The organism is Shinella kummerowiae, assembly GCF_009827055.1.
GTDB lineage: Bacteria > Pseudomonadota > Alphaproteobacteria > Rhizobiales > Rhizobiaceae > Shinella > Shinella kummerowiae.
Genome location: NZ_WUMK01000005.1, coordinates 85,847 through 112,682, shown reverse-complemented (window position 1 = coordinate 112,682; position 26,836 = coordinate 85,847). Strand labels below are relative to the sequence as shown.

26 protein-coding genes are annotated in these 26,836 nt (G+C 62.8%); 6 read left to right on the top strand and 20 right to left on the bottom strand.

The window, feature by feature from the left end; all coding sequences use genetic code 11:
* Window positions 1–4: 4 nt before the first annotated feature.
* The 3 genes from araD to GR138_RS14250 all read right to left on the bottom strand — a co-directional run bounded on the left by araD (window position 5) and on the right by GR138_RS14250 (window position 3,443).
* Window positions 5–1,720: an L-arabinonate dehydratase gene (gene araD, locus GR138_RS14260; protein ID WP_160859912.1), complete on the bottom strand. Its 1,716-nt coding sequence runs from the start codon at window positions 1,718–1,720 to the stop codon at window positions 5–7.
* A gap of 164 nt (window positions 1,721–1,884) precedes the next feature.
* Window positions 1,885–2,661, bottom strand: coding sequence for an SDR family oxidoreductase (locus GR138_RS14255; RefSeq protein WP_160859911.1), 777 nt, complete (start codon window positions 2,659–2,661; stop codon window positions 1,885–1,887).
* 11 nt (window positions 2,662–2,672) lie between these two features.
* Window positions 2,673–3,443 (bottom strand): FadR/GntR family transcriptional regulator, encoded by a 771-nt coding sequence (locus GR138_RS14250; protein WP_160859910.1) that lies wholly within the window; start codon window positions 3,441–3,443, stop codon window positions 2,673–2,675.
* A 184-nt stretch (window positions 3,444–3,627) separates the two neighbouring features.
* On the opposite strand from GR138_RS14250, the gene GR138_RS14245 reads away from it, so the two are divergent.
* From GR138_RS14245 to GR138_RS14230, 4 genes are all read left to right on the top strand, one after another.
* Window positions 3,628–4,611, top strand: coding sequence for an arabinose ABC transporter substrate-binding protein (locus GR138_RS14245; RefSeq protein WP_160859909.1), 984 nt, complete (start codon window positions 3,628–3,630; stop codon window positions 4,609–4,611).
* 66 nt (window positions 4,612–4,677) lie between these two features.
* On the top strand, window positions 4,678–6,210 hold the full coding sequence (gene araG, locus GR138_RS14240; RefSeq protein WP_160859908.1) for an L-arabinose ABC transporter ATP-binding protein AraG: 1,533 nt from the start codon (window positions 4,678–4,680) through the stop codon (window positions 6,208–6,210).
* Window positions 6,207–7,157, top strand: a complete 951-nt coding sequence (araH, locus tag GR138_RS14235) for an L-arabinose ABC transporter permease AraH (protein WP_160859907.1) — start codon at window positions 6,207–6,209, stop codon at window positions 7,155–7,157. The genes araG and araH overlap by 4 nt, the downstream gene beginning before the upstream one ends.
* A gap of 4 nt (window positions 7,158–7,161) precedes the next feature.
* A complete protein-coding gene (locus tag GR138_RS14230; protein ID WP_160859906.1) occupies window positions 7,162–8,043 on the top strand; it encodes an aldose 1-epimerase in 882 nt (293 codons plus the stop codon).
* An 83-nt stretch (window positions 8,044–8,126) separates the two neighbouring features.
* On the opposite strand, the gene GR138_RS14225 is transcribed toward GR138_RS14230, so the two are convergent.
* The 7 genes from GR138_RS14225 to GR138_RS14195 form a co-directional block, all read right to left on the bottom strand.
* A complete protein-coding gene (locus GR138_RS14225) occupies window positions 8,127–8,801 on the bottom strand; it encodes a spermine/spermidine synthase domain-containing protein (RefSeq protein WP_160859905.1) in 675 nt (224 codons plus the stop codon).
* Between the two features lie 202 nt (window positions 8,802–9,003).
* Window positions 9,004–10,119 (bottom strand): TRAP transporter substrate-binding protein, encoded by a 1,116-nt coding sequence (locus GR138_RS14220; RefSeq protein WP_160859904.1) that lies wholly within the window; start codon window positions 10,117–10,119, stop codon window positions 9,004–9,006.
* A gap of 66 nt (window positions 10,120–10,185) precedes the next feature.
* Window positions 10,186–11,757, bottom strand: a complete 1,572-nt coding sequence (locus GR138_RS14215; protein ID WP_160859903.1) for a TRAP transporter large permease — start codon at window positions 11,755–11,757, stop codon at window positions 10,186–10,188.
* Window positions 11,758–11,775: 18 nt separating this feature from the next.
* Window positions 11,776–12,324, bottom strand: a complete 549-nt coding sequence (locus tag GR138_RS14210) for a TRAP transporter small permease subunit (protein ID WP_160859902.1) — start codon at window positions 12,322–12,324, stop codon at window positions 11,776–11,778.
* Between the two features lie 130 nt (window positions 12,325–12,454).
* A complete protein-coding gene (gene mctR / locus GR138_RS14205; RefSeq protein WP_160859901.1) occupies window positions 12,455–13,099 on the bottom strand; it encodes a two-component system response regulator MctR in 645 nt (214 codons plus the stop codon).
* Complete coding sequence (gene mctS / locus GR138_RS14200) at window positions 13,096–14,487, bottom strand: two-component system sensor histidine kinase MctS (RefSeq protein WP_160859900.1); 1,392 nt, start codon at window positions 14,485–14,487, stop codon at window positions 13,096–13,098. The genes mctR and mctS overlap by 4 nt, the downstream gene beginning before the upstream one ends.
* A 211-nt stretch (window positions 14,488–14,698) precedes the next feature.
* Complete coding sequence (locus GR138_RS14195; RefSeq protein WP_160859899.1) at window positions 14,699–15,154, bottom strand: DUF2721 domain-containing protein; 456 nt, start codon at window positions 15,152–15,154, stop codon at window positions 14,699–14,701.
* Between the two features lie 377 nt (window positions 15,155–15,531).
* Here GR138_RS14195 and GR138_RS14190 point away from each other — a divergent pair, with 377 nt between their 5' ends.
* The gene (locus GR138_RS14190) at window positions 15,532–16,452 is read left to right on the top strand and encodes a LysR family transcriptional regulator (protein ID WP_160859898.1); all 921 of its coding nucleotides are present in this window, start codon (window positions 15,532–15,534) and stop codon (window positions 16,450–16,452) included.
* A 27-nt stretch (window positions 16,453–16,479) separates the two neighbouring features.
* Here the strand turns inward: GR138_RS14190 and GR138_RS14185 are convergent, their stop codons facing one another.
* From GR138_RS14185 to GR138_RS14160, 6 genes are all read right to left on the bottom strand, one after another.
* On the bottom strand, window positions 16,480–17,724 hold the full coding sequence (locus GR138_RS14185) for a Zn-dependent hydrolase (protein WP_160859897.1): 1,245 nt from the start codon (window positions 17,722–17,724) through the stop codon (window positions 16,480–16,482).
* Between the two features lie 36 nt (window positions 17,725–17,760).
* Window positions 17,761–19,041 carry a TRAP transporter large permease gene (locus GR138_RS14180; RefSeq protein WP_160859896.1) on the bottom strand — a complete coding sequence of 427 codons (1,281 nt, stop codon included), beginning with the start codon at window positions 19,039–19,041 and terminating at the stop codon, window positions 17,761–17,763.
* Entirely contained in the window at window positions 19,038–19,514 is a 477-nt protein-coding gene (locus GR138_RS14175; protein WP_160859895.1) for a TRAP transporter small permease, read from the bottom strand. Before GR138_RS14175 ends, GR138_RS14180 begins: the two co-directional genes overlap by 4 nt.
* Window positions 19,515–19,603: 89 nt before the next feature.
* On the bottom strand, window positions 19,604–20,602 hold the full coding sequence (locus GR138_RS14170; RefSeq protein WP_160859894.1) for a TRAP transporter substrate-binding protein: 999 nt from the start codon (window positions 20,600–20,602) through the stop codon (window positions 19,604–19,606).
* Window positions 20,603–20,735: 133 nt separating this feature from the next.
* Window positions 20,736–21,128 (bottom strand): RidA family protein, encoded by a 393-nt coding sequence (locus tag GR138_RS14165; RefSeq protein ID WP_160859893.1) that lies wholly within the window; start codon window positions 21,126–21,128, stop codon window positions 20,736–20,738.
* Window positions 21,129–21,366: 238 nt separating this feature from the next.
* A complete protein-coding gene (locus tag GR138_RS14160) occupies window positions 21,367–21,627 on the bottom strand; it encodes a hypothetical protein (RefSeq protein ID WP_160859892.1) in 261 nt (86 codons plus the stop codon).
* 90 nt (window positions 21,628–21,717) lie between these two features.
* Here GR138_RS14160 and GR138_RS14155 point away from each other — a divergent pair, with 90 nt between their 5' ends.
* On the top strand, window positions 21,718–22,098 hold the full coding sequence (locus tag GR138_RS14155; RefSeq protein ID WP_160859891.1) for a hypothetical protein: 381 nt from the start codon (window positions 21,718–21,720) through the stop codon (window positions 22,096–22,098).
* A gap of 71 nt (window positions 22,099–22,169) precedes the next feature.
* On the opposite strand, the gene mmsB is transcribed toward GR138_RS14155, so the two are convergent.
* From mmsB to GR138_RS14135, 4 genes are read right to left on the bottom strand one after another with little or no spacing between them, the layout of a single operon-like run.
* A complete protein-coding gene (gene mmsB / locus GR138_RS14150; protein ID WP_160859890.1) occupies window positions 22,170–23,066 on the bottom strand; it encodes a 3-hydroxyisobutyrate dehydrogenase in 897 nt (298 codons plus the stop codon).
* Window positions 23,063–24,181: an enoyl-CoA hydratase/isomerase family protein gene (locus GR138_RS14145; protein ID WP_160859889.1), complete on the bottom strand. Its 1,119-nt coding sequence runs from the start codon at window positions 24,179–24,181 to the stop codon at window positions 23,063–23,065. The genes mmsB and GR138_RS14145 overlap by 4 nt, the downstream gene beginning before the upstream one ends.
* Window positions 24,165–25,553 carry a dihydrolipoyl dehydrogenase gene (gene lpdA, locus GR138_RS14140; protein WP_160859888.1) on the bottom strand — a complete coding sequence of 463 codons (1,389 nt, stop codon included), beginning with the start codon at window positions 25,551–25,553 and terminating at the stop codon, window positions 24,165–24,167. The genes GR138_RS14145 and lpdA overlap by 17 nt, the downstream gene beginning before the upstream one ends.
* A 4-nt stretch (window positions 25,554–25,557) precedes the next feature.
* A complete protein-coding gene (locus tag GR138_RS14135) occupies window positions 25,558–26,835 on the bottom strand; it encodes a dihydrolipoamide acetyltransferase family protein (protein WP_160859887.1) in 1,278 nt (425 codons plus the stop codon).
* Window position 26,836: the final 1 nt, after the last annotated feature.

The window sequence follows — 26,836 nt, the reverse complement described above, 5'->3', positions numbered from 1 at the left end:
CTCCTCAATGGCTCTCGCGAGGGACAGCATGACCGCTGCCCCCAACGAGAAAATCAAGATCTGCCCCCGTATCGGCCTGCATGACGCGCTCGACATAGAGGCCCTGATAGCCACGGGTCATGTCCGGCACCGGTGCCGTCCATTCGGCCTTTCTGCAGGCAAGCTCAGCGTCGTCGACATCGAGATGCAGCCGACGGCCGGCGACGTCGAGTTCGATAAAATCCCCATCGCGCACCAGCGCCAGCGGGCCGCCGACGGCCGCTTCCGGCGCCGTGTGCAGGACAACGGTGCCGAAGGCCGTGCCGGACATGCGGGCATCGGAAATTCGCACCATGTCGCGCACGCCCTTCTTCAGGAGTTTTTGCGGCAGCGCCATGTTGCCGACCTCGGCCATGCCGGGATATCCCCTCGGGCCGCAGTTCTTCAGAACCATGAGCGAGGTCTCGTCGATATCGAGATCGGGATCATCAACCCGCGCCTTGTAGTGATCGATGGTCTCGAAGACCACGGCGCGGCCGCGGTGCTGCATCAGGGCCGGCGTTGCCGCCGATGGCTTGATGATGGCGCCACTCGGCGCGAGATTGCCGCGCAGCACGGCGATGCCCCCGCTTGCGGTCAGGGGCCTGTCACGCGGCAGGATGACGTCATCGTTGAAGTTTTCGACGCCCTCGATGTTGGCGCCGACGCTGTTGCCAGTGACTGTCAAAGCATCGAGGTCGAGGAGATCGGCAATTTCCTTCATGACGACCGGCAGGCCGCCGGCATAGTAGAAATCCTCCATCAGGTAGCGGCCGGAGGGCATGAGATTGAGGATGGTCGGCACGTCGCGGCCGAACCGGTCCCAATCATCGAGCGACAAGGGCGTGCCGGTGCGGCCGGCGATCGCCAGGAGGTGGACCACTGCATTGGTGGAGCCGCCGACCGCGCCGTTGACGCGGATGGCGTTGGCGAAGGCCGCACGCGTAAGAATCTTCGACAGGCGCAGGTCTTCCGCGACCATGCCCACGATGCGCCGGCCCGTCAGCCGCGCCAACCGGGCCCGCTCGGCATCGACTGCAGGAACGGCGGCGTTGCCCGGGAGGGCAAGCCCTAGCGCCTCGACTATGGAGGCCATGGTGGACGCCGTGCCCATGGTCATACAGTGACCCGGTGAGCGCGACATGGCGCTTTCGGCCGCCTGGAAATCCTTCTGCGACATCACGCCGGCGCGCACATCCTCGGAGAACTTCCAGACATCCGTGCCCGAACCGATGGTGCGGCCGCGGAAGCGGCCGTTCAGCATTGGCCCGCCGGAAATGACGATCGAGGGCAGATCGCAGGACGCGGCCCCCATGACGAGCGACGGCGTGGTCTTGTCGCAGCCGGCCATCAGCACAACGCCGTCGATCGGGTTGCCGCGGATCGCCTCCTCGACATCCATGGAGGCCAGGTTGCGGAAGAGCATGGCGGTCGGGCGCAGGTTCGATTCACCACACGAGAAAACCGGGAACTCCACGGGCAGGCCGCCCGCCTCCAGCACGCCCGCCTTGATGTGCTCGATGAGACCGCGGAAATGCGCGTTGCAGGGGGTGAGTTCGGAGAAGGTGTTGCAGATGCCGATGACCGGGCGCCCGTCGAAGACATCGTCCGGCAGGCCGTTGTTCTTCATCCAGCTCCGGTGAATGAACGCATCCTTGTCCAGCCCGCCGAACCAATGCTGAGACCGTAATTTCCGGGACATTTTTACTCCTCCAACAAAGCATGCCAGCAAGCCGGCTTTATTTTTCTCATATAATCGGAGTTATTTTCGGTCAAGCGGCAGAATGGGCAGTGCAGATAAAGAAAAACCTCCGACGAAGGATCGCCGGAGGTTTCGGATGGGCAGAGAGGACCTGCCGAAGACGGTCAGGGGTGGTGCAGGACACTCATGCCGCCATCGACCGTAAGGCAGGTGGCATTCATGAAGGGGCACTCGTCCGAGACCATGAAGAGCGCGGCCTTGGCGATCTCTTCCGGCATCGCGATGCGCCCGCCCGGATGGAGTTTCATCGTTGCCGCCTCCGCGGCGACGGGATTCGGGAAACTCTCCCAGTATTCGACGGCCTTCTGCGTACGCACATAGCCGGGTGCCAGCGCGTTCACACGCACGCCCTGCCCGGCATATTCGAGGCCGAGCGCCTTGGTCATGCCGAGCAGCGCATGCTTGGCGACCGGATAGGGGAAGGTATGCGGGATGATGGTGAAGGCGTGCGTCGAGGCGATGTTGAGGATGACGCCGCCGCCGTCCTCGATCATGCCCGGCAGCACGGCCTTGCTGCAGTTCCAGGCACCCTTGAGGTTGATGTCGAAGCAGCGCTCCCAATCGGCATCGGAGAGTTTCAGCGGCTCGAAGAAGACGTTGGCACCGGCATTGTTGACCAACGCGTTCAGCCGGCCGATTTCATGCGTCGCCGCGGCGACTGCCCGTTTGATCGCCTCGGCATCCGTGATGTCAGCAGTCGCATGCCCTACCTTGCCACCCGTCGCGCGAAGCCGTTCGACTTCCGTGGCGAGCAGATCGCCGTCTCGGTCGATCAGGAAGAGGCTCGCCCCTTCCGCCAGGAAGACTTCCGCGATGGCGAGGCCGATGCCCTGCGCCGCGCCGGTGACCATGACCCGCTTGCCATGAAGACGTCCAGCCATGTGCGATCTCCTCAGCGTTCACCGGTTGCGGGATGCTTGCGGACCGCGATGGCGAGATCTCGCGCCGCAAGATCGAGCATGCGATGCGAGCATTCGCGCGCCGCCGCCTTGTCGCGCATGCGCAGGGCTTCGACGAGCCGCTTGTGGATTTCCAACGCTTCGTCCCGCGCATCCGCCGCCTCATTCGAGGCGTGCAACGAAAACTCCAGCGCCGCCTGGATGATGCTGGCAAGCTGCATGAAGACCTGGTTGTGGCTGGCCTTCAGCAGGCCGGCATGGAAGGCGACGTCAGCCTGCGTGAACGCTTCGAGATCGCCCTCGGCGTCGCGCATGCGCTCCCAGGCCCGCTCGATTTCCGCCACCTCCTGCACCGTCGCCCGCGCGGCTGCGAACTCCGCCGCAAAAGGCTCGATGGCGCGGCGCGCATCGAGCACGCAGGTCAAAAGGTCAAGTTCGAAAATGCGGGGACCGATCCATTCCAGCACCTGCTGATCCAGGATGTTCCACTCGTCCTTGGCGCAGACGACGGTGCCGACACGCGACCGCCCCCGCACGAGCCCCTTGGATTCGAGGATTTTCAGCGATTCCCGGATGACCGTGCGGCTGACGCCGTAGCGCGCGCCCAGTTCGTTTTCCGTCGGCAGGAAGGCGCCGACGGGGAAGATGTCGGCGCAGATATCCGATGCGATCGTCCGCGTGACGTTCTTCTGCACACGCGGACGGCGCACGCCGCCCTCGCCTTCCGGCACGCCCAAACCTTCACCCAGTTCCTGCACGACCATTCTCCATCCCACGCTCAGCGATCCATAAACCAGTTCGCACCCGATGGCACGACGCGGATTCGCTTTCGGCTCCAGCTCTATCATACACTGATATTCAATTCATCATACAAGCGCAATTGACGAATATGATGAAAGACATTACACCAAAGCACACTGCACGCGCAGTTAATTTGGGAGAGAGACAATGCGCTTTATCAAAGCAGCCATCCTGGCTGGCACCGTCGCCGTGTTCGCGGCCACCTCCGCTTTCGCCGCCGACATAAAGATCGGCTTCATCGTCAAGCAGCCGGAAGAGCCGTGGTTCCAGGACGAGTGGAAATTCGCCGACGTCGCCGCCAAGGAGAAGGGCTTCACCCTCGTCAAGATCGGCGCGGAAGACGGCGAGAAGGTTCAGTCGGCCATTGACAATCTTGGCGCACAGGGCGTCCAGGGCTTCATCATCTGCACACCGGACGTGAAGCTTGGGCCGGGCATCGTCGCCAAGGCCGCCGCCAATGACCTCAAGCTGATGACCGTCGACGACCGCCTGGTCAATGCCGATGGAACCCCGATCGAAGACGTCGCCCATATGGGCATCTCGGCCACCAAGATCGGCGAGGCCGTCGGCCAGACGATCGTCGACGAGATCAAGAAGCGCGGCTGGGACATGAAGGACGTCGGCGCGATCCGCGTGTCCTACGACCAGCTGCCGACCGCCGTCGACCGCGTCGATGGCGCGCTTTCTGTGCTGAAGGCGGCTGGCTTCCCGGAAGCCAACATTTTTGACGCCCCGCAGGCCAAGACCGACACGGAAGCAGCGCTGAACGCCGCAACCGTCGTGCTCAACAAGAATGCCGGCATCAAGCATTGGGTCGCCGTCGGCCTCAATGACGAAGCCGTGCTCGGCGCCGTTCGCGCGACCGAAAGCGTCGGCATTGCCGCCGACAGCATGATCGGCGTGGGCATTGGCGGCGCAGATTCGGCGATCAACGAGTTCAAGAAGCCCACTGCCACCGGCTTCTTCGGCACCGTGATCATCTCGCCGAAGCGCCACGGCTATGAGACCGCGCTCAACATGTATGAGTGGGTCGCCAACGGCAAGGAACCGGAAAAGCTGATCCTGACCGCCGGCCAGGTTGCGCTGCGCGACAACTACGAGACCGTTCGCAAGGATCTCGGCATCGAATAATCATCCTCCCAAGATGATTTCAACCCGGCGGCGTGCTGCCGCCGGGCCTCTTTTGGGGGTGGTGACATGCAGGACTTTCTTGACTTCAAGGCGATATCCAAGGGGTATCCCGGCGTGCAGGCGCTCGCCGACGTTTCCTTCTCCGTGAAGAAGGGGGCCGTCCACGGCCTGATGGGCGAAAACGGCGCAGGCAAATCGACCCTCATCCGCGTGCTGTCCGGCGACCAGTCGGCCGATACCGGTGAAATCCGCATCGACGGCCATTTGCAGCACTACCGCTCGGTGCGCGATGCCTTCGAGGCCGGCGTCATTGTCATCCACCAGGAACTCCAGCTCGTGCCCGAGCTGACGGTCGCCGAAAACCTCTGGCTCGGCCGCTTTCCCGGCAAGGCCGGCGTGATCGACCGCACCCGTCTTGTCGGCGTGGTGAAGGAAAAGCTTGCGGATATCGGCATCGACATCGACCCGACCGTCAAGGTAGCGGCACTTTCGATTGGCGAACGCCAGATGGTCGAGATCGCCAAGGCGGTGATGGCCGATGCGCGCGTCATCGCGCTCGACGAGCCGACCTCCTCGCTCTCCTCCCGCGAAAGCGAAATCCTTTTCACCCTGATCGACCGCCTGCGCGCACAGGGTAAGGTCATCCTCTACGTCTCGCACCGTCTCGACGAAATCTTCCGCCTGTGCGACAGCCTCACCGTGCTGCGCGACGGCAAGCTTGCCGCGCATCACCCGGAAATCGCCAAGGTCACGCGCGACCAGATCATCGCCGAAATGGTCGGTCGCGAGATTTCCAACATCTGGGGTTTTCGCCCGCGCGAGCGCGGCGCCATACGGCTGGAGGTCAAGGACCTTTCCGGCCGCAAGCTGCGCACGCCGATCAGCTTTAACGTCCGCCAAGGTGAAATCCTCGGCTTTTTCGGCCTGATCGGCGCCGGTCGCAGCGAGATGGCGCGCCTGGTCTATGGCGCGGACAGCCGCGCGCAGGGCACAGTCACGGTCGATGGCGCGACCGTCACGCCCGACAGCCCACCGCAATCCATTCGCTCTGGCATCGTGCTTTGCCCGGAAGACAGAAAATTCGATGGCATCGTGCAGGGGCGCAATATCGAGGAGAACATGGCGATCTCCTCGCGCCGCCACTTCTCCCCCTTCGGTCTTCTTCAGCCAAAGAAGGAGGCGGAGCTTGCTGAGCGTTTCATCGCGAAACTTCGCGTTCGAACGCCGTCACGCAAGCAGGACATTATCAACCTCTCCGGCGGCAACCAGCAGAAGGTCATCCTCGGCCGCTGGCTTTCAGAACAGGGCGTCAAAGTCCTCATCATCGACGAGCCGACACGCGGCATCGATGTCGGCGCAAAGTCGGAAATCTACGAAATCCTCTACGAGCTCGCCGGCCAAGGCATGGCAATCATCGTCATCTCCAGCGAACTGCCGGAGGTGATGGGCATCACCGACCGCATCATGGTGATGTGCGAGGGCCGGGTTGCGGCGGATATCGAGCGTGCCGATTTCGACGAGCGCCGCATCCTCGCCGCCGCCCTTCCGGATGTATCCAACGCCAGCGAACTCCCCAACCAGCAGGTCCAGTCGCGATGACGTCTTTGAAAAAACTCCTCCTCGGCGAGCAAGGCCTCGTTGTCATCTTCGCCGTCGCCTTTGCCATCGTGGCGCTGACGGTCCCCAACTTCCTGACCGAGCGCAACATGCTCGGCTTGCTGCAGTCGGTCGTCACCATCGGCATCGTCGCCTGCACGATGATGTTCTGCCTCGCCTCGCGTGATTTCGACCTGTCGGTCGGCTCGACCGTTGCCTTTTCCGGGATGGTCGCCGTCATGGCCTCGAATGCCTCGGGCTCGATCCTCATCGGCCTGATCGCCGCGCTCATCTGCGGCGGCGGCGTCGGCCTCGTCAACGGCGTGGTGATCGCCCGCTTCCGCATCAACGCGCTGATCACCACGCTCGCCACCATGCAGATCGTGCGCGGCCTTGCCCTGATCGCCTCTGACGGACGCGCCGTCGGCATCAACGATCCCGGCTTCTACCAGCTCGCACTGTCGAAATTCCTCGGCATCCCGACGCCGATCTGGGTCATGATCGCCTTCTTCATCGTCTTCGGTTTCATCTTGAACCGCACCGTCTTCGGCAAGAACACGCTGGCGATCGGCGGCAATCCGGAAGCCTCGCGTCTGGCCGGCGTCAATGTCTCCAACATGCGCGTCTGGATCTTCGCGCTGCAGGGCCTCGTCTGTGCCGTCGCGGGCGTGCTGCTCGCCTCGCGCATCACCTCTGGCCAGCCGAATGCCGCGACCGGCCTGGAGCTCTCGGTTATCTCGGCCTGCGTGCTCGGCGGCGTGTCGCTTGCCGGCGGCCGGGCGGCGATGACAGGGGTCATCGTCGGCGTGCTGATCATGGGCATTGCCGAAAACGTCATGAACTTGCTCAACATCCAGGCCTTCTACCAATATGTCGTGCGCGGCCTGATCCTGCTGCTCGCCGTGCTGCTCGACAATCTGCGCTCCGCCGCCGCCGGCCGGCGCACCTGATCCCATGCCGGAGGATGTCATCCGCCTTGAAAGGAACGGGCTCATCGTCGATGTGAGCCCGCTCGGCGGCGCCATCCTCTCGGCCCATTGGCACGGCGTCCCGATCCTTGCACCAACGCCTTCGCCGGGTCTTGCGTCACATGTTCTCGGCGCCGAAGCCTGCTTCCCTCTCATTCCTTTCGGCAACCGCATCGAGAACAACAGCTTCCATTTCGAAGGGCAGACCTATGTGCTGGCGCCAAATACAGCAGATCCGCTTGTCTTGCACGGTGATGGCTGGCTTAAACGCTGGTCGATCCTCCGGCAGACCCGCTGGGAGATCGTGTTTTGCTATGCGCAGGAGGCAAGCAACACCACACCTTTCGCCTATGAGACGACGCAGACCATTGCCCTCGGCGACGACCGCCTGAGTTTATCTCTGACGGTCACCAATCGGGCGAGCCGCGCGCTTCCCTATGGCTTGGGCTTCCACCCATACTTCCCGCGCACCCCGGAAACGCGCCTTTTCGCAGAAGCTGCAAACCATTGGAGCGAACGAGAACATCATCTGCCGGGCAGTCCCGGACCGGTTCCGCCAGATATGAATTTTGCATCCGGCGCCCAGCTACCGGCAGACTGGATAAACAACGCGCTTGACGGATGGAATGGCAGGGCCACCATCGAATGGCCGGAAACAGGAATGGCGCTTTCCATCGACGCAGACAGCAATTTCAAGTATTTCGTGCTCTATTCCCCATCGGCGGAAAGCAGCTTCTTTTGCTTTGAACCGATGACTCACCTTCCCAATGCCCACCAGCAACAGAAAAGTGGTGGACTTTCCACCCTCGCCCGCGGGGAGCAGCTTGCAGGAAAGGTTGTCCTTCTCTGCCGGAAAGTTTCTTCCTAGCCAACAAAGCGCTTTTTGTATCAGGCCGCCGCCGCGCCGGTCATGGTGGCCAGCTTGCGGGCGACGCCCCCCCTTCGGACAGGCTAGCCTTTGGTCGCCATCCACAGGACATGGCGGGCACCGCCGCGCTTGCCGTTGGCGCGCACTCTCACCTCGTCGGTGGCGAAGCCGACGTCGCGCAGCCGGCGTGTGAAAGCATCGTCCGGGGCGGATGACCAGACACCCAGTACGCCGCCGGCGCGCAGGGCGGATTTGGCGGCGCGGAGGCCGTTGTGGTCGTACAGGCTGTCGTTGGAGGCGCGTGTCAGGCCATCGGGACCGTTGTCGACATCCAGCAGGATGGCATCGTAGGCGGCCTTCGTCGACCGGATCAACGCGCCGACATCGCCGACATGGATCTTGACGCGCGGATCATCGAGCGTGCCATTGTGGAGATCCGCCATAGGTCCGCGCGCCCAATCGACAATCGCCGGAACGAGTTCCGCGACGACGACATGGGCGTCGTCGGCCAGCGCGCCGAGGGCGGCGCGCAGCGTGAACCCCATACCGAGGCCGCCGATCAAGACGCTGGCGCCTTTCCGACCGGCAATGCGCTCGCAGCCAAGCGTCGCCAGCGCCTCTTCCGAGCCGCTCAGCCGGCTGTTCATCAGCTCCGTCGCACCGAGCATGATGGAGAACTCGCTGCCCCGCCGCTTCAAACGCAACGCACCGCCATCGCCGGGAATGGTTGCACGATCCAGCTCAATCCAAGGAAGCATTGGGACATCTCATTGTGTTGTTCAGACCGCCTCGTACCATGAGTGCAGGTCCAAACCCATCACATTATCGATGACCCGGAGGGCAAGGAACCGCACCGGCTGTACCGGAGGTTCCTACTGGCGCATGCCGGCGCCGCCCGGCGGTCCGCGCAAGTTCAGTTTCGGCGGCGCAAGGCAGTATCGCCTCGCGCCGTCGAGGGTTTTATTTGCCTGAGGCCTGCGCAGCATACATGTAGCTGTCGTAGCTGTATTCGGCGACGCGGAACCATTCGAAGGACTCATCCCGGAACTTCTTCCAGGCCGGATAGATCTTCGCCCAGGCCGGATGTTTCTCGCTGTATTCGGCGTATAGCTCGAAGGTCGCCTTGTAGGCGGCGTCCATCACGTCGCGCGGCATCGGGCGCAGGTTGACGCCCTTGCCGACCAGCGAGCGGATCGCCGCCGTGTTCTTCACGTCGTACAGCGCCTGCATGTTGATGTTGGCAGCCTTGCAGGCGGTGTCGAGCGCCACCTTGTAGGCTTCCGGCAACGCCTCGTACTGCGCCTTGTTGATGAAGAAGTGGATCGTCAGCCCGCCTTCCCAATAGGCCGGATAGTAGTAGTAGGGGGCGATCTGGTAGAAGCCGAGGCGTTCGTCGTCATAGGGACCGACCCATTCGGCCGCATCGATCGTGCCGCGTTCCAGCGCCGGATAGATGTCGCCGCCCGGAAGCTGCTGTGGCACCACGCCGAGGCGCGACATGACCTCGCCGGCGACGCCCGCAATGCGCATCTTGATGCCCTTGAGGTCATCAACCGACTTGATTTCATTGCGGAACCAGCCACCCATCTGCGCGCCGGTGCCACCGCCCGGCTTGCCGACAATGCCATATTCCGACAGGAACTCGTCATAAAGCTCGTTGCCGCCGCCATGGTAGAGCCAGGCGTTCTGCTGGCGGGCGTTGAGACCGAAGGGGATCGTCGAACCGATCGCGAAGGTCGGGTTCTTGCCGGTGAAATAGTAGCCGCAGGTATGGGCGATTTCCACGGTGTTGCTCTGTACCGCATCGATCGCCTGCGGGCCGGGCACCAGTTCGCCCGCCTGGAAGACCTGGATCTGGAACTTGCCCTCGGTCATCTTCGACAGCGCTTCGGCCATGACGACGGCGCCGCCATAGATGGTGTCGAGGTTGTTCGGGAAACCCGACGTCAGACGCCATTTCAGGGTCGGCAGTTCCTGGGCGATGGCGGGCGCGGCAAGCGATGCGCCGGCGACCGCTGCGGCGCCGCCGAGTGCGCCCTTGGTCAAAAAGTTGCGGCGGTTCAAAATGTCAGTCATCGTTTCCTCCTCAGGTGGCTGCGTGGCCCGGCGGGTATGGATGCCCGCTCGGGCCGTTGGTTGGGGTCAGTTGGACTGTGCGGGCTGGCCGAAGCTTGGCTGCGGCGAACCGAATTCCGGGGTGTCCGTTCCGAAGGACGGCGTCGAATTGCCATCGGACGATTCCGGGGCGCCGAAGGGCTGCGTCGGCGTTCCGAACGGGTTCTCACCCTCCGCACCGGGCATCGGCACGTTCAGCTTGATTGCCGCGGGATCGACCGCTGCATGGCCGGACTTGTAGTGGGTGACGAGGCCCGGGAACGCCACGACGACGGCGACCATGAACAGCTGGATTCCGAGGAACGGCAGGGCGCCCATGTAGATCTGGCCCGAGGTCACCGGCTGGATCGTCGCGCCCGTCACCCTGTCCTTGTAGGCCCGGTTGGGTGCCACGGAGCGGAGGTAGAACAGTGAGAAGCCGAAGGGCGGATGCATGAACGAGGTCTGCATGTTGATCGCCAGCATCACGCCGAACCAGATGAGATCGATGCCGAGCGCATCGGCGACCGGCGCCAGAAGCGGGATGATGATGAAGGCCAGCTCGAAATAATCGAGGAAGAAGGCCAGGAAGAAGACCAGCAGGTTGGCGACGATGAGGAAGCCTATTTCCCCGCCGGGGATCGAGGTCATCAGGTGCTCGACCCAGATATGGCCGTCGACGCCGTAGAAGGTCAGCGAGAAGACGCGCGCGCCGAGCAGGATGAAGATCACGAAGGATGAGAGCTTTGCCGTCGCGTAGAGCGCCGACTTGATCATGGTGAGATCGAGACGACGGTTGCCCGCAGCCAGAATGAGCGCGCCGACCGCACCCATGGCGCCGCCTTCGGTGGGTGTCGCAAGGCCGATAAAGATGGTGCCGAGCACCAGGAAGATCAGCACGAGCGGCGGCACGAGCGAGGTGACCACCTTGCGGGCAAGCTTCCAGCCGCGCAGCGTGCGGGCCTCCGGCGGCAGCGCCGGAACGCTCGCGGGCCGCAGGTAGGACATGAGGATGATATAGCCCGCATAGATCGCGACGAGCAGCAGGCCAGGCACCAGCGCGCCCTTGTACATGTCACCGACCGAGCGGCCAAGCTGATCGGCAAGAATGATCAGCACCAGGCTGGGCGGGATGATCTGCGCGAGCGTCCCCGACGCTGCGATCGTACCGGCTGCCACGCGCCGGTCATAGCCGTAGCGCAGCATGATCGGCAGCGAGATCAGGCCCATCGAGATGACCGAAGCGGCGACAACGCCGGTGGTGGCAGCAAGGATGGCGCCGACGAAGATGACCGCGAAGGCAAGCCCGCCACGGATCGGGCCGAACAGCTGGCCGATCGTATCCAGAAGGTCCTCCGCCATACCACTTCGCTCCAGGATAAGCCCCATGAAGGTGAAGAAGGGAATGGCGAGCAACGTTTCGTTCGACATCTGACCGAAGATTCGGTCCGGCACCGCGCCGAAAAGGTTGATTGGCAGAAGGCCCATTTCGATGCCGATGAAGCCGAAGACGAAGCCGACGAAGGCCAGTGCAAAGGCGACGGGATAGCCCATCAACAGCACGACGATCAGCGACAGAAACATGATGGGCGCGAGATTTTCCGCGAAGAAAGCAAACATGGGATCGGGTTCCTGGCGTTAGAGCGTCTGGGCTTCGGCGTCGGCAAGGGCCACCGCGTCGGGCATGTCGCCGCGCAGGATCGCGATGCGCTTGATCAGCTCGGAAGCGCCTTGCAGCGTCAGCAGGCCAAAGCCGATGGGGATCAGCGCCCAGACCGGCCAGAGAAGCAGACCGCCAGTGTTGTTCGACACCTCGCCGCTGGCGAACTTGGACATCACGATGGGCCAGGAGAGGTAGATCGTGATCAGGCAGAAGGGGAACAGGAAGAAGAGCGTGCCGATGATCTCGACCCAGAGCTGCGCCTTGCGCGGCAGGTGGCCATAGACCAGGTCGACCTTCACATGCTCGCTGCTCAGCAGCGTATAGGCGGCCGCGATCAGGAAGACGGCGGAGAACAGATACCACTGCGCTTCCAGCCAGGCGTTGGAACTCAGGTTGAACAGCTTGCGCGTGACCGCATTGACGGCACTGATCAGCACCGCGACCAGCAACAGCCACGACACCGATTTTCCAATAAACGTGTTGAGCGCGTCGATGGCGCGCGACAGCGACAATAGGCCGGACATGATGAATTCCTCCCCAGCCGGCACCCTCCGCCGGCCGTCGCGGGAAGTCGTATGGTGTCCTTATGAGGGGAACAAGATGGCCGGGATCGTCAAATAAAACCGCCTACCCAGTAGTGGGTAGGCGCCGGTTTCAGTTGTCTGCGGCACTAAAACCGCTGTCGATCGCGTAGCGAATGAGGCCGGCGGTCGTGGAAATTCCGAGCTTCTTCTTGATGTTCTTGCGATGTGTTTCGACCGTCGCCTCGGAAAGGGAAAGCGACTGGGCGATCTCGCGGTTGCTCTTGCCGGATGCCAATAGCGTCAGCACGTCGTGCTCGCGGGTGGTCAGCGGGTTGGCCGGCTCGTTCGGCCTGCGCTCGAGAAGAACATCGGAAACGCCGGACGAGAAATAAGTCCGCCCTGCGGCAACGGTCTCGATGGCCGTGACGATCTCGTCGGTCGAGACATCCTTGAGGATATAGCCCGACGCGCCGTGCAGCACCGACGCCGATATGTACTCGCGGCTATCATGCATGGACAGCATCACGATGCGGCAGTCCGGCAGTTTCGCCTTGAACAGTTCGATGGCTTCGATGCCGCTGAGTTTCGGCATGTTGATATCGATCAGCACCACCGCAGGATTGGTCTTGATCGCGACCTCCAGCCCCGTCAGCGCCAGTCCCGCCGTGCCGACGACCTCTATGTGCGGGAAGGTTTCAAGCACGGCGCGAAGGCCGTCGAGAACCAGCGGGTGGTTGTCGATGAGGACAACCTTGATCGGCTTGACCTCGTTCATGCGGCTTTCGTCCGTTTTTCCACGCTGATATTGGCCGAAAGCGGCATCATCGCAGTCAGTACCGTTCCATCCGGTGAACTTTTGACCATCAGAAGGCCGCCGAAATGCGCCATGCGCTCCTGCATGTTACGAAGGCCGAGCCCCCCTTGGTGACCATCCCGGGCTCCGCCAGCGTTTTCTTCAAAACCGTTGCCGTTGTCGGCGACCGTCATGCGCATGCGTCCGCGGGCGCTCCAGAGCTTTATCTGCACCTCGCGGGCACCGGAATGGCGCTCGATATTGTTCAGCGCTTCCTGCGCCACGCGATAAAGCGCGGTGCTCGCCTCGGGTTTCAGCCTGTCCTTGCCGGCATCGGCGGCCAGCACGGTGCGGATCCCGGTCCGTTCGGAAAAATGGTTGCTCAGCGCCGTCAGGGCCGCGGTCAGGCCGAGGTCGTCGAGCGCAGGCGGCCGCAGATCGTGCGACAGCCGGCGAACCTCCTTGATCGCGCCGTTCAGCGCCTCCACCCCCTTGTCGATGGCGCCGGAGGCATCATCGGTGTGGTTTCGGACCTTCCGGCCGGCAAGATCAATGGCATAACGCACGCCGACAAGGTTCTGCGATATGCCGTCATGCAGTTCGCGGGCGAGCCGTGCGCGCTCTTCTTCCTGCGTGTCGATGATGCGTTGCGTCAACGCCTTGAGCTTGCCGTCGGCCATGCGCCGCTCGCGTAGCGTGACCAGCATGCAGGTGGCGAAGACCACCATGACGGCGGGCACGGCAATGAACGCGACGACGAGGAAGGTGTGGCCGATCTTTTCGCGCAGGTCCGCCTTCGCCGCCGCCGTCTGGGCGAAGACGTCATCAAGATAGACGCCGGTTCCCAGCATCCACTGCCACTTGTCGAGCCCCATGGCGAAGGACAGCTTGTCGGCCATCGTTCCCGACGACGGCTTTTCCCATTTGTACTGGTACAGCCCGCCGCCTTCCTTCGCCTTGCGGATCAGATTGGCGATCACCTGGTTGCCGTCGGGGTCGGTCAGGTCGAGCCAGTTGTGTCCCGGCCGGAAGGTCTGGCGCGGGTGGACGACGTTGTTGCCATCGTAATCGTAGACGAAGAAGTAGCCGTCCTTGCCGTAGTCGAGCGACGTTAGGATGCTGCGAACGCGATCCTTGGCGGCCTCGTCATTGGCATCCGCCGACGCATAGACCTCTTCGATCGCCGAACGGGCGAGATTGGTGAGGTTGAGTAGCTCGGTTTCCTTCGCCTTCAGCATGTTGCGCTCGAACGTGTCGATGCTGCTCTGGGCAAGGCTGGCCGCCTGCCAGGTGATAAAGGCGGTGATGGTGAGGATTGCAATAACGAGCGGGACGATCGCAAGCGCGACGATCTGATGGCGAAGGTTCACGGCACTCCCCGAAATTGTTGCCACACGATCCGGGCGGCCTGCGGGCCGGTGTAGGGCGTTTGATGCTGGAAATCTCGGCCTCTCCAACACTTCGCTGGTATATCGAGCGATTGCACCGGTCTCGTAAAGAGAAAATCCGCTTTCGCCGTCATTCGAAAACAGGAGTGGTATTGTGGAGGGGTCATCGACAGCTCAGGGGAAACGCGAGTGATCACTCCTCGTCAACGGTGTCCTGGTCCATTCGCATCTGCCGCAACATGTTTCGCCCGGCGACCACCAGTTCAAACAAAAATGCACCGAGGGATCCAATGAGCGAGACGATGGCCCCTCCAAAATACCAGAAGAGGTTTTCCTGGCGCAATTCGACGGCAAGAGCGCCGGCGAGCAGGTTTAAGATTGCGCCGCCCGTGCAAATGCCAGCAACCACGCCAAGCGCTACCGCTGCTTCAAGCGCAAGTGCCCTTCGCCGTAGATAGGCGAGCTGCAACCGGAGCATAGGGCTTTGCGGCTGCCCGCGATCGGCGATCTCGTTAAGCCGATCCGATACTTTCCCGAGGCGAGTGGTATAGATGCTGACAAAGCCTGCAGTGCCGGCCAACAAAAAGACCGGTGCAAGAGATGTTTGGACGATGACCGCAAGGTCGCTGATAATCGGCGGTGTGCTCACAAGCGCCCCCTAGGCGGCCACGGCAGGCGTTGAAGGTCTCCCGACCAGCTATCAAGCCCACGAGGACGAGGTAGCAGTCACTTTGGCGTTTATAGTAGGAGCCTTCGCATCACCAGACAACGGTGCCGCTGATGTGGGTCTTCGTGCACCCCACCAAGCTGAGCGGCAGGGCTAACAAAATCGCGAAAAGGCTCGATACCAAATTCTTGACGTCAATGCCGAACATCCGGGCGACCGGCGAAGAATGGCTTACAAATGCCGCCGCGGCGAAAGGCACGCGATGCGCATGCTTCTCATACTCGCCTCCTTGATCGTCGGAACGATCGCCGGCCAGTCAAAGAATTGTCGAACGAGCGCTTCCCGGTTAAACAGTCACCATGTTGACGGATCTCAATCTCAATCTCCTGCGGTCGTTCTTCATGATCGCCGAGGAGCGTAGCCTCACGCGTGCAGCGGCGCGGCTGAACATGAGCCAACCATCGGTGAGCCAGGCGCTGCAACGGCTGGAGGAACAGCTGGCGTGCCAGCTCGTGCTTCGCGGCAGCCGGAAGTTCGAGCTGACGGCCCGGGGGCAGAAGGTTTACGAGGAGTGCGGCGAGATTTTCCGCGCCGTGGAACGCATCGGCCACCTCACGCAGGAAAGGACCGTCGAAGAATTCGGCGAGGTGCGCATCCAGATCATCTCCAATCTGGAATCGCCCCTCATCAACGAGACGCTGCGCCTCTACCACCAGCGCTATCCGTCCGTGACCTGGATCATGGAGGTCCAGAACAGCCAGGACACGATCAAGCGGATCCAGACGGAGAAGTGCGGCATAGGCCTCTGCCTGCTTGCACGTCCCGTCTTCAGCCTGAGCTGCGACTTGCTGTTTCGCGAGGAGTTCAGCGTCTATTGCGGCGCGGAACATCCCTTCTTCGGCCGGAAGGAAGTGGAAAAGCGGGAATTGCGCCAGGAATCCTTCGTGTCCTTCACCTGCGCCACCGAAGGATTGGGCCTAGAACCCATGTCGGTGCTCAGCCAGAGCCTCGGCCTCGGCGAGCGGATCAGCGGGCAAAGCCCCAATCTCGAGGAAGTGCGGCGCATGATCGTCGCCGGGCTCGGCATCGGCATCCTGCCGCTGACGGCGGTGCATGACGAGGTGGCGAACGGCCTACTCTGGCCGCTGGAAATCAAAGGCTATCCGCTCGGCGCCGACGTCTTCCTGGTGACGCATCCCGACTGCGCGTATTCCCGCGCCGAGCAGCATTTCATCGACCTGATGCAGGAACTGCGCGCCCTCTATCCCGACATGCATTGAGGGTGCCAGTTCGGCACCCTCGCTCCATCAGCGGTCGGCGCGCGCCACGACGGCGTGTAGCAGGACATTGAGACCGGGCGCGAGATCGTCGGGATCGCAATCCTCCTCATTGTTGTGGGTGATGCCGCCCTTGCAGGGCGTGAAGATCATCGCCGTCGGGCAATGCCGGGCAAGGAAATAGGCGTCATGTCCCGCCTGGGACTGGATATCGCGCCAGTCGTAGTCCATCCGCACGGCCTGGGCGCGGATACCATCCACCATCGCATGGTCGAAGATGTCGCCGCCCCAGAACCATTCGTCCTCGATGACCGCATCGCAGCCGGCGCGGGCCGCACTCTCAAAGACCGCGCGGCGCATTTTTTCGCCCATGACCCGCGCCGTCGCGGGATCGGGATGACGAACGTCGCAGATCGCCTGGGCGGTGTCGGACAGGATGCCCGGCTTGTTCGGCCAGGCCGCAAGCCGCGCACCCGTCGCCTTGCCGTCACCGACTGCGAAATCCCAGCCGATATCGTCCACGGCCGTCAGCCAGCGGGCGCCGGCGACCAGCGCATTGCGGCGCAGGTCCATCGGCGTCGGGCCGGTATGAGCCGTCTTGCCGGTGAAGCGCACCCGCATGCCGTAGCTCGGGTAACCGCCCGTCACCACACCGACATCGCGCTTTTCGAGGTCGAGGATCGGGCCCTGCTCGATATGCAGCTCGTAATAGGCATCGATCTCGCCGGCGCGGCAGGGCTTGTTGCCATCGTAGCCGATGCGCGCAAGTTCGGCACCGAAACGCGCGCCGTCGTCGGAAATGAGGTCCTTCACCCAATCCACGTCATAGGCGCCGACGAAACAGCCGGAGGCGACCATCGGCGGAGAGAAGCGTGCCCCCTCTTCGTTCGTCCAGTCGACAACGACAATGGGCCGGCGGGTGACATGGCCGGCATCGTTCAACGTACGCACCACTTCGAGCCCGGCAAGCACGCCGGCAATGCCATCGAAGCGGCCGCCATTGATCTGCGTGTCGAGATGGCTGCCGATCAGGATGGGTGGGAGCGAGGGGTCAAGTCCCTCGCGCCGGCCGAAGATATTGCCGAGTTCGTCGATCTCGACGCTGAGGCCGGCATCCCGGCACCAGCTGACGAACATGTCGCGCATCCGGCGATCGTCATCCGTCAGCGTGAGACGGGCGAGGCCGCCCGGCCGCCCCTTGCCGATCTCGGCGGAGCTTTCGATCGTCGACCAGAAACGATCGATATTGACGCGGGTATCTTGTGCGAACGACATGGTTCACCTTTCAAATGCGATTGCAGACGAAGCGCTTCACATGCCGAAGGACATCAGCGTCATCAGGCCCGGGAAGAGAACGAACAGGAACATGACGAACGTCATGACGCCGATGAACGGCAGCAGGTAGCGGAAGGAGGCCGACATCGGGATGCCGCCGGTGCGGCATGCCGCCATCAGGTCGATGCCGAGCGGCGGCGTGTTGGCGCCGATCGCCAGGTTGATGGTCAGCAGCACGCCGAAATAGACCGGGTCGATCTCATAGACCCGGAGGACCGGCAGGAAGACCGGTGCCAGAATGAGAATGATGGCGATCGATTCCATGAAGGTGCCGAGCACGAGCACGGCGACCATCATCAACATGAGCGCGATCGTGGCGCTCTCGGTCGCGCCGGTGATGGCATTGACCACGAGCTGCGGGACCTGCTCGACCGTCAGGATCCAGCCGAAAACCGAGGCCGCCGCGATAACGATGAGGATCGAACCGCTCATTTCCGTCGTGTCGCGCAACAAGCTGAAAACCTTGGAGAATGTCAGCTTGCGATAGACGAAGAGACCAACCAGCAACGCGTAGGCGACGCCGACACCCGCCGCTTCCGTCGGTGTGAAGATGCCGAAGCGAATGCCACCGACGATAATGACGGGCGCAAGCAGGGCGAGCACGGATTCGCGCAGGGCCTCGCCGAGACGGCCCCAGCTGAACGGCTCGCCGCCCTTCCAGCCGTTCTTGCGGGAAATCCACCATGCCACGACCATCAGGCCCAAGCCGAGCAGGATGCCGGGACCGATGGAATGGATGAAGAGCTGACCGATCGAGGTGCCGGTCGCCGTACCGTACACGATGAGCACGATCGACGGCGGAATGACCGTGCCGAGTGAACCGGCGCAGCCAAGGCCGGCGGCCGAGAAGCCCGGATGGTAGCCGCGCTCCTTCATGGCCGGCAGAAGCATGGAGCCAATGGCCACCACGTCGGCGACACCGGATCCGGAGAGCGAGCCGAACATCATGCAGGCGGCGATCATCACGATGGCAAGACCACCCGTGCGCTGCCCGACAACCGCCGCGCAGAGATTGACGATCCTTGGCGCCAGGCCGCCATGAACCATCAGCAGGCCGGCGAGCAGGAACAGCGGGATGGCAAGCAGCGTGAAGCTGTCGATGCCCGCGACCATGCGCTGCGCAACCACCATCACCGGCAGCGCATCGCCGACCAGCAGATAGGCGACCGACGAGAGCGCAAGCGCGATCACGATCGGCGCATCGATCAAGAGCAGGAGGACGAAAACGGCAAAAAGAACGAGGAGTGCGAGACTCATTTGCGCAACTCCGCGGCAACGAGAGCAACAAAAGCGGCGACAGCGGTAACTGGAAGCGCCAGATAGGAGAGCCCGGCAGGCCAGCTCAGAACGGTCGTCTCATGCGACCAAGTCAACGCGGTGATCTGCCATCCGGACCAGAACACGACGATCAGGAACAGGAGCGACGCGAGCCGCGCGAGAAGGGCCACGAACGACCGGAACCGGCCGGGCTTGACCATCAGATCCGTCAGGCCGGCGCAAAGATGCGTGTTGCGGATGAAGGCGGAAACCGCGCCGATGAACGTCACCCAGACGAGCAGCAGGCGCGGGACTTCCTCCGACCAGCGCGGTGTGAAGGAAAATGCGTAGCGGCAGATGACGACGTAGACGATGATGGCGGTGAAGGTGGCGATGCCCAGGCCACCGAGGACGCCGGCTACACTGTCGATGGCATTGGAAATCCGCGAACGCGGTATTGGCCCGTTTTGCATGGCAGCCTCGCTGATGTTGATGAGAACGTGATTTGCCCGCCGAGCGGGCAAAGAAATCCCGCCCGCGTTTGGCGGACGGGATGAACACGTTACTTGCGGTAGCTGTCCATGACCTCGAGCAGTTCAGGACCGAAGACGTCCTTCTCGCTTTCCCAGATCGGCTTCAGCGCTTCAACGAAGGCGGCCTTGTCCACCTCGTTGAACTGCATGCCCTTCGACTTCAGTTTCTCGATCAGCGCGACCTCGTTGTCGGCGACCATCTGGCGCTGCACATTACCCCACTTGACGGCGGCTTCCTTGACGATGGCCTGATCCTCGGGCGAAATCTGCGCCCAAGTCGTGCTCGACACCGTCAGGCACGCGGCACCCCAGATGTGGCCGGTCATCGAGACGTATTTCTGCACTTCGTAGAAAGACGAGGCGTCGATGATCGACAGCGGGTTTTCCTGCGCGTCGAACACGCCCTGCTGCAGAGCCGAGTAGAGCTCGCCGAAGGCCAGCGGCGCCGGCTGCGCGCCAAGCGCTTCGAAGGTCGCGAGGCGCACCTTGTCCGGCGTGACGCGGATCTTGATGCCGGCAAGGTCGGCCGGCTTGACGATCGGATGTTTGTTGTTGGTGATGTTGCGGAAGCCGTTCTCCCACCAGGCGAGAACCTCGATGCCCTTCGGGCGCAGGAGATCGGCCAGCGTCGTGCCCAGCTTGCCATCGAGGGCGGCGAAAGCCTGTTCGCGGCTGGTCCAGGCATAGGGCATCTCGATGACGCCGAACTTCGGTTCGACGAACTGGAACGAACCGCTGCCGATCAGGCCACCCTGAATGGTGCCGATCTGCATGCCTTCGATGACTTCCTTCTCCGTGCCGAGCTGGCCGGAAGGGTAGATCTCGATCTTGACGCGGCCTTCGGTCTTTTCCGCAACGTCCTTCGCAAAATCCACAGAGGCCTTGTTCCAGCTATGCGTGTCGGCAAGCACATGGCCGAGGCGGATCGTCGTCTCGGCCAAGGCGGCCGATGGCGCGGAAAGGCCGATCACGCCAGCGATCACCGTTGCGGCCAGGCCGCGCGAAAAATTCGATATGCCCAGTTTCATAGCACCCTCATTCGTTGCGTTTATTCTGGGCACATTAGGCGGCCATGGTTCTCGCAACGCAAATAGCCGGGCTCAATGGCAAACATTGCGTCCACTTATGGGAGCGCCAGCGATTTCCTGTGCGCAAACCGCATCAGCCCACGGTCGCGATGCACTCGATCTCGATATCGAAATGCGCCCACGGCTTGATCGCCACACAACTGCGGGCCGGAAAGCCGCTTGGAAAATAATCGCGATAGACCGCATTCATCTCGGCGGCAAAATCGTTGTCGGTGATAAAGACCAGTGATTTGAAGACGTTGTCGAACGACGAACCGGCGTGCTGCAGCGTGAAGGCGAGCGCTTCCATGCAGGCGCGCGTCTGGGCGGTCATGTCTCCCTTGACGATTGCACCCGTCTTGAGATCGATCGGCGGCATGCCGCAGGTGTAAAGCAACCCGCCAACCCGCGTCAAAGCCGAAGTCGGCGCGCCAAGTTTGCGAATGGCATCAGAAATGACAGGGATTTCAATGATTTCGTGTTTCATGACTATGGCCTCGCGGGGATATGTAAAACGCCGCCTGCGCGCCTCGGCGGCGACAACGGTATCGTTGCATACGTTTCATCCCAAGCCCCGTGCAAGGGGCTGGCCGTGCCGGCACAGGCCGCACCGGCCGTCGCTCATCACGATACCTGGCGATTCCAACGGTGCTTCTGCTCGGCACCACAGCATCGCGTCAAAAAAGACGGCTGGAATCCGAGGCTAAATCGAGGCGCCTCGCCGGTCAAAACAATCCCAGTTTCACGAGAATGGCCGCCGGCAAACAGGCTTTCAATTTCGCGGCATCCGCTGCCGCGACAACCATCTCGCCCTCTTGCCAGATGTCGTATTCCATCTCGACGCGCATGCCGTCCCGTTCAAGCACCGCCCACGCATGATCGAGACCGCCACCCTTTTCGAGACGCCATCCGTCGTCCCTCAATGCGGCGATTGTCGCGTACCAAGTGTCTTTGGGAATCTCGAAGCAGTGAATTGGTGCGGACACGTCATCCCTCGTGGCAGGTCATCGCGATCTGTTCGATAGCGGTCCGATACACCATATCATCCCTTCCACATCGCTGCTGAAGCGAATTCCGTGGAGATCATCGGCGTCGATGTCGAACAGCCGGGCGACAGGCCGAGAATCGCTTACAATTTCTGCCTTGGCGAAAGGCACACGATGCGCATTCTTCTCATATTGGCTTCTTTGATCGTCGGAACGATCGCCGGCATCTACCTGTTCGGCATGATCTGGCGAACCAGCGCTCCTGAAGGCTCCATGGCGATGTTTGTTGGTGGAGGGACGCCGGTCGTCCTTGGAGCGTTGGCGTTTCTCGGCACGAAGAATGCTGACGGCCAGCGGCCAAGCCTGGGCAATGTGCGGACATGGTTCGCTCTGCTGGGCATCGTGGCTGCGGCGGCCGGACTGTTCGTGCTGCTGATTGTCGCTCTTTTCCTGACGGTTCAGCGCGGCTAGAGGGCGGATCGCCCGCAGCGTTTCATTGATGTCTCTAGGATATAGACCCAGCCGCGGGCGACGATACGATTCTATTCAGCGACTACGACCGATTTATCCCGCAACATATTGATAATGCTTGAAAAATCCTGTGCACCAAACCCCTCGTCGGAAAAGAGCTGATAGAGCAGCGCGGCCTTGGCGCCGAGCGGCGTCAGGGCACCGGTGTCTTCCGCCGCCGCCTGCGAAAGCTTTAGGTCCTTCAACATCAATGCCGCTGCGAAGCCGGGTTGGTATGCGTGATTGGCGGGCGAGGTCGGGACGGGGCCTGGTACCGGGCAATAGGTGGTCAGCGACCAGCACTGGCCCGACGAGACGGAGGCAACGTCGAACAGCGCCTGATGCGACAGGCCGAGCCGTTCGCCGAGCACGAAGGCTTCGCCCACGGCGATCATGCTGATACCGAGGATCATGTTGTTGCAGATCTTTGCCGCTTGGCCGGCAGATGCGTCGCCGCAATGGATGATCTTCTTGCCCATCGCCTCGAAAACCGGCCTTGCACCAGCAAACACCGCCGCATCGCCCCCCACCATGAAGGTCAGCGTGCCGGCCGAAGCGCCACCCGTGCCACCGGAAACCGGTGCATCGAGCGCGGGGCACGCATGCGCCTCGGCCAGCGCATGGGCCTTGCGGGCGCTGTCCATGTCGATGGTGGAGCAATCGATGAGCAGCGTGCCAGACGGCACGATGGCGACCAGCTCCTGCCAGACTGCAAGCACATGCGTACCGGCCGGCAGCATCGTGATCACAAGGTCGGCCCCGGAAACCACCTCGGCGACCGACCCTGCGGTCGAGACGCCGCTCGCCCGGGCGAGGTCGAGCGAGGCGGGCGACAGGTCGAAACCGCGCACCGCATGACCGGCTTTCGCAAGGTTGGCGGCCATGGGACCACCCATGTGACCGAGGCCAATGAATGCGATGGTGTTCATCTGCGTTCTCCTTTCCCTGCATCTCCCGCAAAGAGCGGCTTTGCCGATGGCTTGAAGAAGGCAGCGACGTCCTGGTCGGTCACGTCGCCAACGTGGACCGGCCGCCATTGCGGATTGCGGTCCTTGTCGACAACCGCGGCCCGGACACCTTCATAGAAATCGTGGCTGCGCAGCACGGCCGCCGTGGCGGCGAACTCCCGTTCCAGGCACGCCTCGAGCGTGTTTTCCCGACGCCCGAGGCGAAGCAGGCGCAACGTTACCTTCAGGCTGAGCGGCGATTTCGTCCGCAAGACGCCCAGTGTCCTTTCCGCAAAGCTCGATCCATCCTGCGCGAGTGCATCGAGGATTTCCTCAACCGTGTCGAAGGCAAAAAGACGATCGATCAGCGGCTGCTGCGCAGCCATCTCTGCTGGTGGCGGCGGATTTGCGAAGGCGGCAATCGTGGCCGAGACATCGGCCCGCGAGGCGGGTGCCGGCAGGCTGGACAGCTTTTCGGCCAATGCCGGAAGGCTATCGGAAGGGACGTAACTATCGGCAAGCCCGAAAGCAATGACGTCACCCGCTGTCAACTGTTCGCCGGTCAAGGCGGCAAAGGTGCCGAGCTCATTCTGCTGGCGCGTAAGGAACCACGAGGCGCCGACATCCGGGAAAAAACCGATGCCGGTTTCCGGCATGGCGAACCGCGTCCTTTCCGTGACCACGCGATGGCTGCCAAAGACCGAAACCCCGACGCCGCCCCCCATGACGATGCCGTCCATGAAGGCGATATAGGGTTTTTCGAGCCAGCGGAGGCGCGCATTCATGCGGTACTCCTCACGCCAGAAGTCGACGGGCTCCTGCGAACCCGCCTTGCCGCCATCGTAGATCATGCGGATGTCGCCACCGGCGCACAATCCGCGCTCCCCCTCGCCGGAGATGAGCACGGCGGCGACCTCCGGATCGGCTTCGAAGACGTCCAGCGCCTTCTCGATATCCCGGACCATGGAAAGGGTCAGGCTGTTGAGCGCCTTCGGTCGATTGAGCCGGATCCGCCCAAGTGTGCCGGTGTGGCCGATGAGGGTCTGCGGCTGAGGGGCAGCATCGAGCGGTTTTGCGGCGTCAGATGTGGAGGGCATGGCCAAGGGCTTTCAATGCGGCTTCTTGCAGGCCTTCGCTGCGGGTCGGATGCGCGTGGATGGTGCCGGCGATGTCTTCCAGCCGTGCACCCATTTCAAGCGCCAGCGAGAAGCTGCTGGAGAGTTCGGATACTCCGGCGCCGACGGCCTGCAGGCCGAGCACGAGGTTGGTATCCGCACGCGCCACGGCGCGCACGAAACCATCTTCAGACTGGGTTGTCATGGCGCGCCCATTGGCATTGAAGGGAAACAGACCGACGCGGACTTCATAACCCTGGGCGCGGGCTTCATCGGGCGAGAGGCCCGCGGTGACGATCTCGGGATCGGTAAAGCAGACGGCCGGGATGGCGCGTTTGTCCCAGGTGCGCTTGCGGCCGGCAACGATCTCCGCCACCATTTCGCCCTGCGCCATGGCGCGGTGCGCCAGCATCGGCTCGCCGGTGACGTCACCGATCGCGTAAACACCGCGCATGGAGGTTCGGCAACGTTCATCGATGCGGATGAAGCGGCCGACACGATCGAGGTCGAGTTCCTCAAGGCCCCACCCCTCGGTGCGCGGCTTGCGCCCGACGGTGACGAGCACCTTGTCCGCGGCAATCCGCTCCCCCTTGCCGGAAGATGTCTCGATCTCCAGCGCCTCCCCGGCGTAACCCTTGGCCTTTGCCCCGGTCATGACGCGCACGCCAAGGTCGTTCAGGCGCTTGGCGACCGGCTTGACGAGGTCAGCGTCATATTGCGGCAGGATCTGCGCCATTGCCTCGACCACCGTCACCTGTGCACCCATCTTGGCAAAGGCAGTGCCGAGTTCCAGACCGATATAGCCGCCACCCACGACGGCGAGCGTTTTTGGAACGCTGGCAAGCGACAGTGCCTCCGTGGACGAGAGGACCGCGCCGCCGAAGGGCAGCGACGGCAGCGCGACCGGCTCGGAGCCGGTCGCGATGACAACCGTTTCGGCACGGATGACCTGGGTCCCGGTCTCGGTCTCCACCTCGACGGTCTTGCCATCGCGGAACCGAGCCCGCCCATGCACGATCTTGACCTTGGCCTTGCGCAGCAGACCGAGCACGCCGCTGTTCAACCGCCCGACGATACCGTCCTTCCAGCGGATAGTCTGGGCGAGGTCGAGTTTCGGTGCCTCGACCGTGATGCCGAGCGCATTGTGGCTCGCCATATGACGGACCTTGTCGAACTCCTCGGCCGCATGGATCAGCGCCTTGGAGGGGATGCAGCCGACGTTCAGGCAAGTGCCGCCGGCCTTGGTCATTTCGACGATCACCGTGTCAACGCCGAGCTGTCCGGCGCGGATGGCGCAGATATAGCCGCCGGGACCGGCGCCAATGACGAGGAGCTTACAGACGATCTCTTTCATGCCATTAGCCTTCGATGAAGATCAGTGCGGGGGTTTCGATGAGCGCCTTGATCCGCTGAACGAAGACCGCCGCATCCCAGCCGTCGACGATCCGGTGGTCGAAGCTCGACGACAGGTTCATGATCTTGCGCGGAATGAACTGGGTGCCGTCCCAGACGGGGCGCGTCAGGATCTTGTTGACGCCAACGATCGCCACTTCCGGGTGGTTGATGATCGGCGTCGTGACGATGCCGCCGAGAGCGCCAAGCGAGGTGATGGTGATCGTGGATCCCGACAGCTCTTCACGCGCGGCCGTGCCGTTGCGGGCGGCATCGGAGAGGCGCGTGAGTTCGGCGGCACTGTCCCAGATCGACCGGGCCTCGGCATGGCGCACCACGGGCACCATCAGGCCAGACGGCGTCTGCGTGGCAATGCCGATATGGACAGCACTGTACCGGGTGACGACACCGGCATCGTCGTCGAAGGTGGCGTTGACACCCGGCTGCTCCCCAAGCGTCTTGACCAGCGCCCGCATCAGGAAGGGCAGGATGGTCAGCTTCGGCTGATCGGGTTTGCGGCCTGCGTTCATGGTCGCGCGCAGGTCCTCGAGATCGGTGACATCCACCTCCTCGACATAGGTGATATGGGGAATGCGCGCGCTGGCAAGCCGCATTTTTTCCGCGATGCGGCGGCGCAGGCCCGTGATTTTGATGTCTTCCGTGGTGGTCTTGCGGGCAAGGCCGGCCGGAACGGCTACGGGCTGCGCACCGCGCGCAACAAACTGGTCGAGGTCGTCATGGGTAATGCGACCAGCCGGGCCGGTGGCCGACACCTGGCGAAGATCGACACCCGCCTCCTGGGCCCGCAACCGGACGGCAGGCGACGCCAGCGGCCGCTCCACCGGCTCACGGACCGCAGGACGCCCGACCGGCTTTTCCGGTTCCACGACTTTTGCTTCGGCTACCGGCTTCGCTTCGACTGGCTTGCTGACAACCGGTTCGGCCTTCGCAAGCGGCTCCGTCGCCGCGGGCAAGACCTCTTCGACCGCCGCCTCGCCCTCTCCCGCGACCGCGATGCGCAGCAACGGCGCCTTGACGGCGACAATGTCGCCGATGTCGGCGCCGAGCCAGAGCACGACCCCGTCGACCGGAGAGGGTATCTCCACGGTCGCCTTGTCGGTCATCACGGCGGCCAGCACCATGTCCTCGCGCACCGGATCGCCCGGCTTGACGTGCCATTCGACCAGTTCGGCCTCGGCGACACCTTCGCCCACATCGGGCATCTTGATGACGAACTCGCCCATC

Excerpts from the sequence above, each read along its gene's own strand:
- GR138_RS14165 (WP_160859893.1), bottom strand. The coding sequence starts at position 21,128 with ATGAAACACGAAATCATTGAAATCCCTGTCATTTCTGATGCCATTCGC.
- GR138_RS14190 (WP_160859898.1), top strand. The coding sequence starts at position 15,532 with ATGTTGACGGATCTCAATCTCAATCTCCTGCGGTCGTTCTTCATGATC.
- araH (WP_160859907.1), top strand. The coding sequence starts at position 6,207 with ATGACGTCTTTGAAAAAACTCCTCCTCGGCGAGCAAGGCCTCGTTGTC.
- GR138_RS14180 (WP_160859896.1), bottom strand. The coding sequence starts at position 19,041 with ATGAGTCTCGCACTCCTCGTTCTTTTTGCCGTTTTCGTCCTCCTGCTC.
- GR138_RS14215 (WP_160859903.1), bottom strand. The coding sequence starts at position 11,757 with ATGTTTGCTTTCTTCGCGGAAAATCTCGCGCCCATCATGTTTCTGTCG.
- mctR (WP_160859901.1), bottom strand. The coding sequence starts at position 13,099 with ATGAACGAGGTCAAGCCGATCAAGGTTGTCCTCATCGACAACCACCCG.
- GR138_RS14230 (WP_160859906.1), top strand. The coding sequence starts at position 7,162 with ATGCCGGAGGATGTCATCCGCCTTGAAAGGAACGGGCTCATCGTCGAT.
- GR138_RS14245 (WP_160859909.1), top strand. The coding sequence starts at position 3,628 with ATGCGCTTTATCAAAGCAGCCATCCTGGCTGGCACCGTCGCCGTGTTC.
- GR138_RS14210 (WP_160859902.1), bottom strand. The coding sequence starts at position 12,324 with ATGTCCGGCCTATTGTCGCTGTCGCGCGCCATCGACGCGCTCAACACG.
- lpdA (WP_160859888.1), bottom strand. The coding sequence starts at position 25,553 with ATGAAAGAGATCGTCTGTAAGCTCCTCGTCATTGGCGCCGGTCCCGGC.
- GR138_RS14185 (WP_160859897.1), bottom strand. The coding sequence starts at position 17,724 with ATGTCGTTCGCACAAGATACCCGCGTCAATATCGATCGTTTCTGGTCG.
- araD (WP_160859912.1), bottom strand. The coding sequence starts at position 1,720 with ATGTCCCGGAAATTACGGTCTCAGCATTGGTTCGGCGGGCTGGACAAG.
- araG (WP_160859908.1), top strand. The coding sequence starts at position 4,678 with ATGCAGGACTTTCTTGACTTCAAGGCGATATCCAAGGGGTATCCCGGC.
- mmsB (WP_160859890.1), bottom strand. The coding sequence starts at position 23,066 with ATGAACACCATCGCATTCATTGGCCTCGGTCACATGGGTGGTCCCATG.
- GR138_RS14225 (WP_160859905.1), bottom strand. The coding sequence starts at position 8,801 with ATGCTTCCTTGGATTGAGCTGGATCGTGCAACCATTCCCGGCGATGGC.
- GR138_RS14170 (WP_160859894.1), bottom strand. The coding sequence starts at position 20,602 with ATGAAACTGGGCATATCGAATTTTTCGCGCGGCCTGGCCGCAACGGTG.
- GR138_RS14220 (WP_160859904.1), bottom strand. The coding sequence starts at position 10,119 with ATGACTGACATTTTGAACCGCCGCAACTTTTTGACCAAGGGCGCACTC.
- GR138_RS14135 (WP_160859887.1), bottom strand. The coding sequence starts at position 26,835 with ATGGGCGAGTTCGTCATCAAGATGCCCGATGTGGGCGAAGGTGTCGCC.
- GR138_RS14175 (WP_160859895.1), bottom strand. The coding sequence starts at position 19,514 with ATGCAAAACGGGCCAATACCGCGTTCGCGGATTTCCAATGCCATCGAC.
- GR138_RS14255 (WP_160859911.1), bottom strand. The coding sequence starts at position 2,661 with ATGGCTGGACGTCTTCATGGCAAGCGGGTCATGGTCACCGGCGCGGCG.
- GR138_RS14250 (WP_160859910.1), bottom strand. The coding sequence starts at position 3,443 with ATGGTCGTGCAGGAACTGGGTGAAGGTTTGGGCGTGCCGGAAGGCGAG.
- GR138_RS14145 (WP_160859889.1), bottom strand. The coding sequence starts at position 24,181 with ATGCCCTCCACATCTGACGCCGCAAAACCGCTCGATGCTGCCCCTCAG.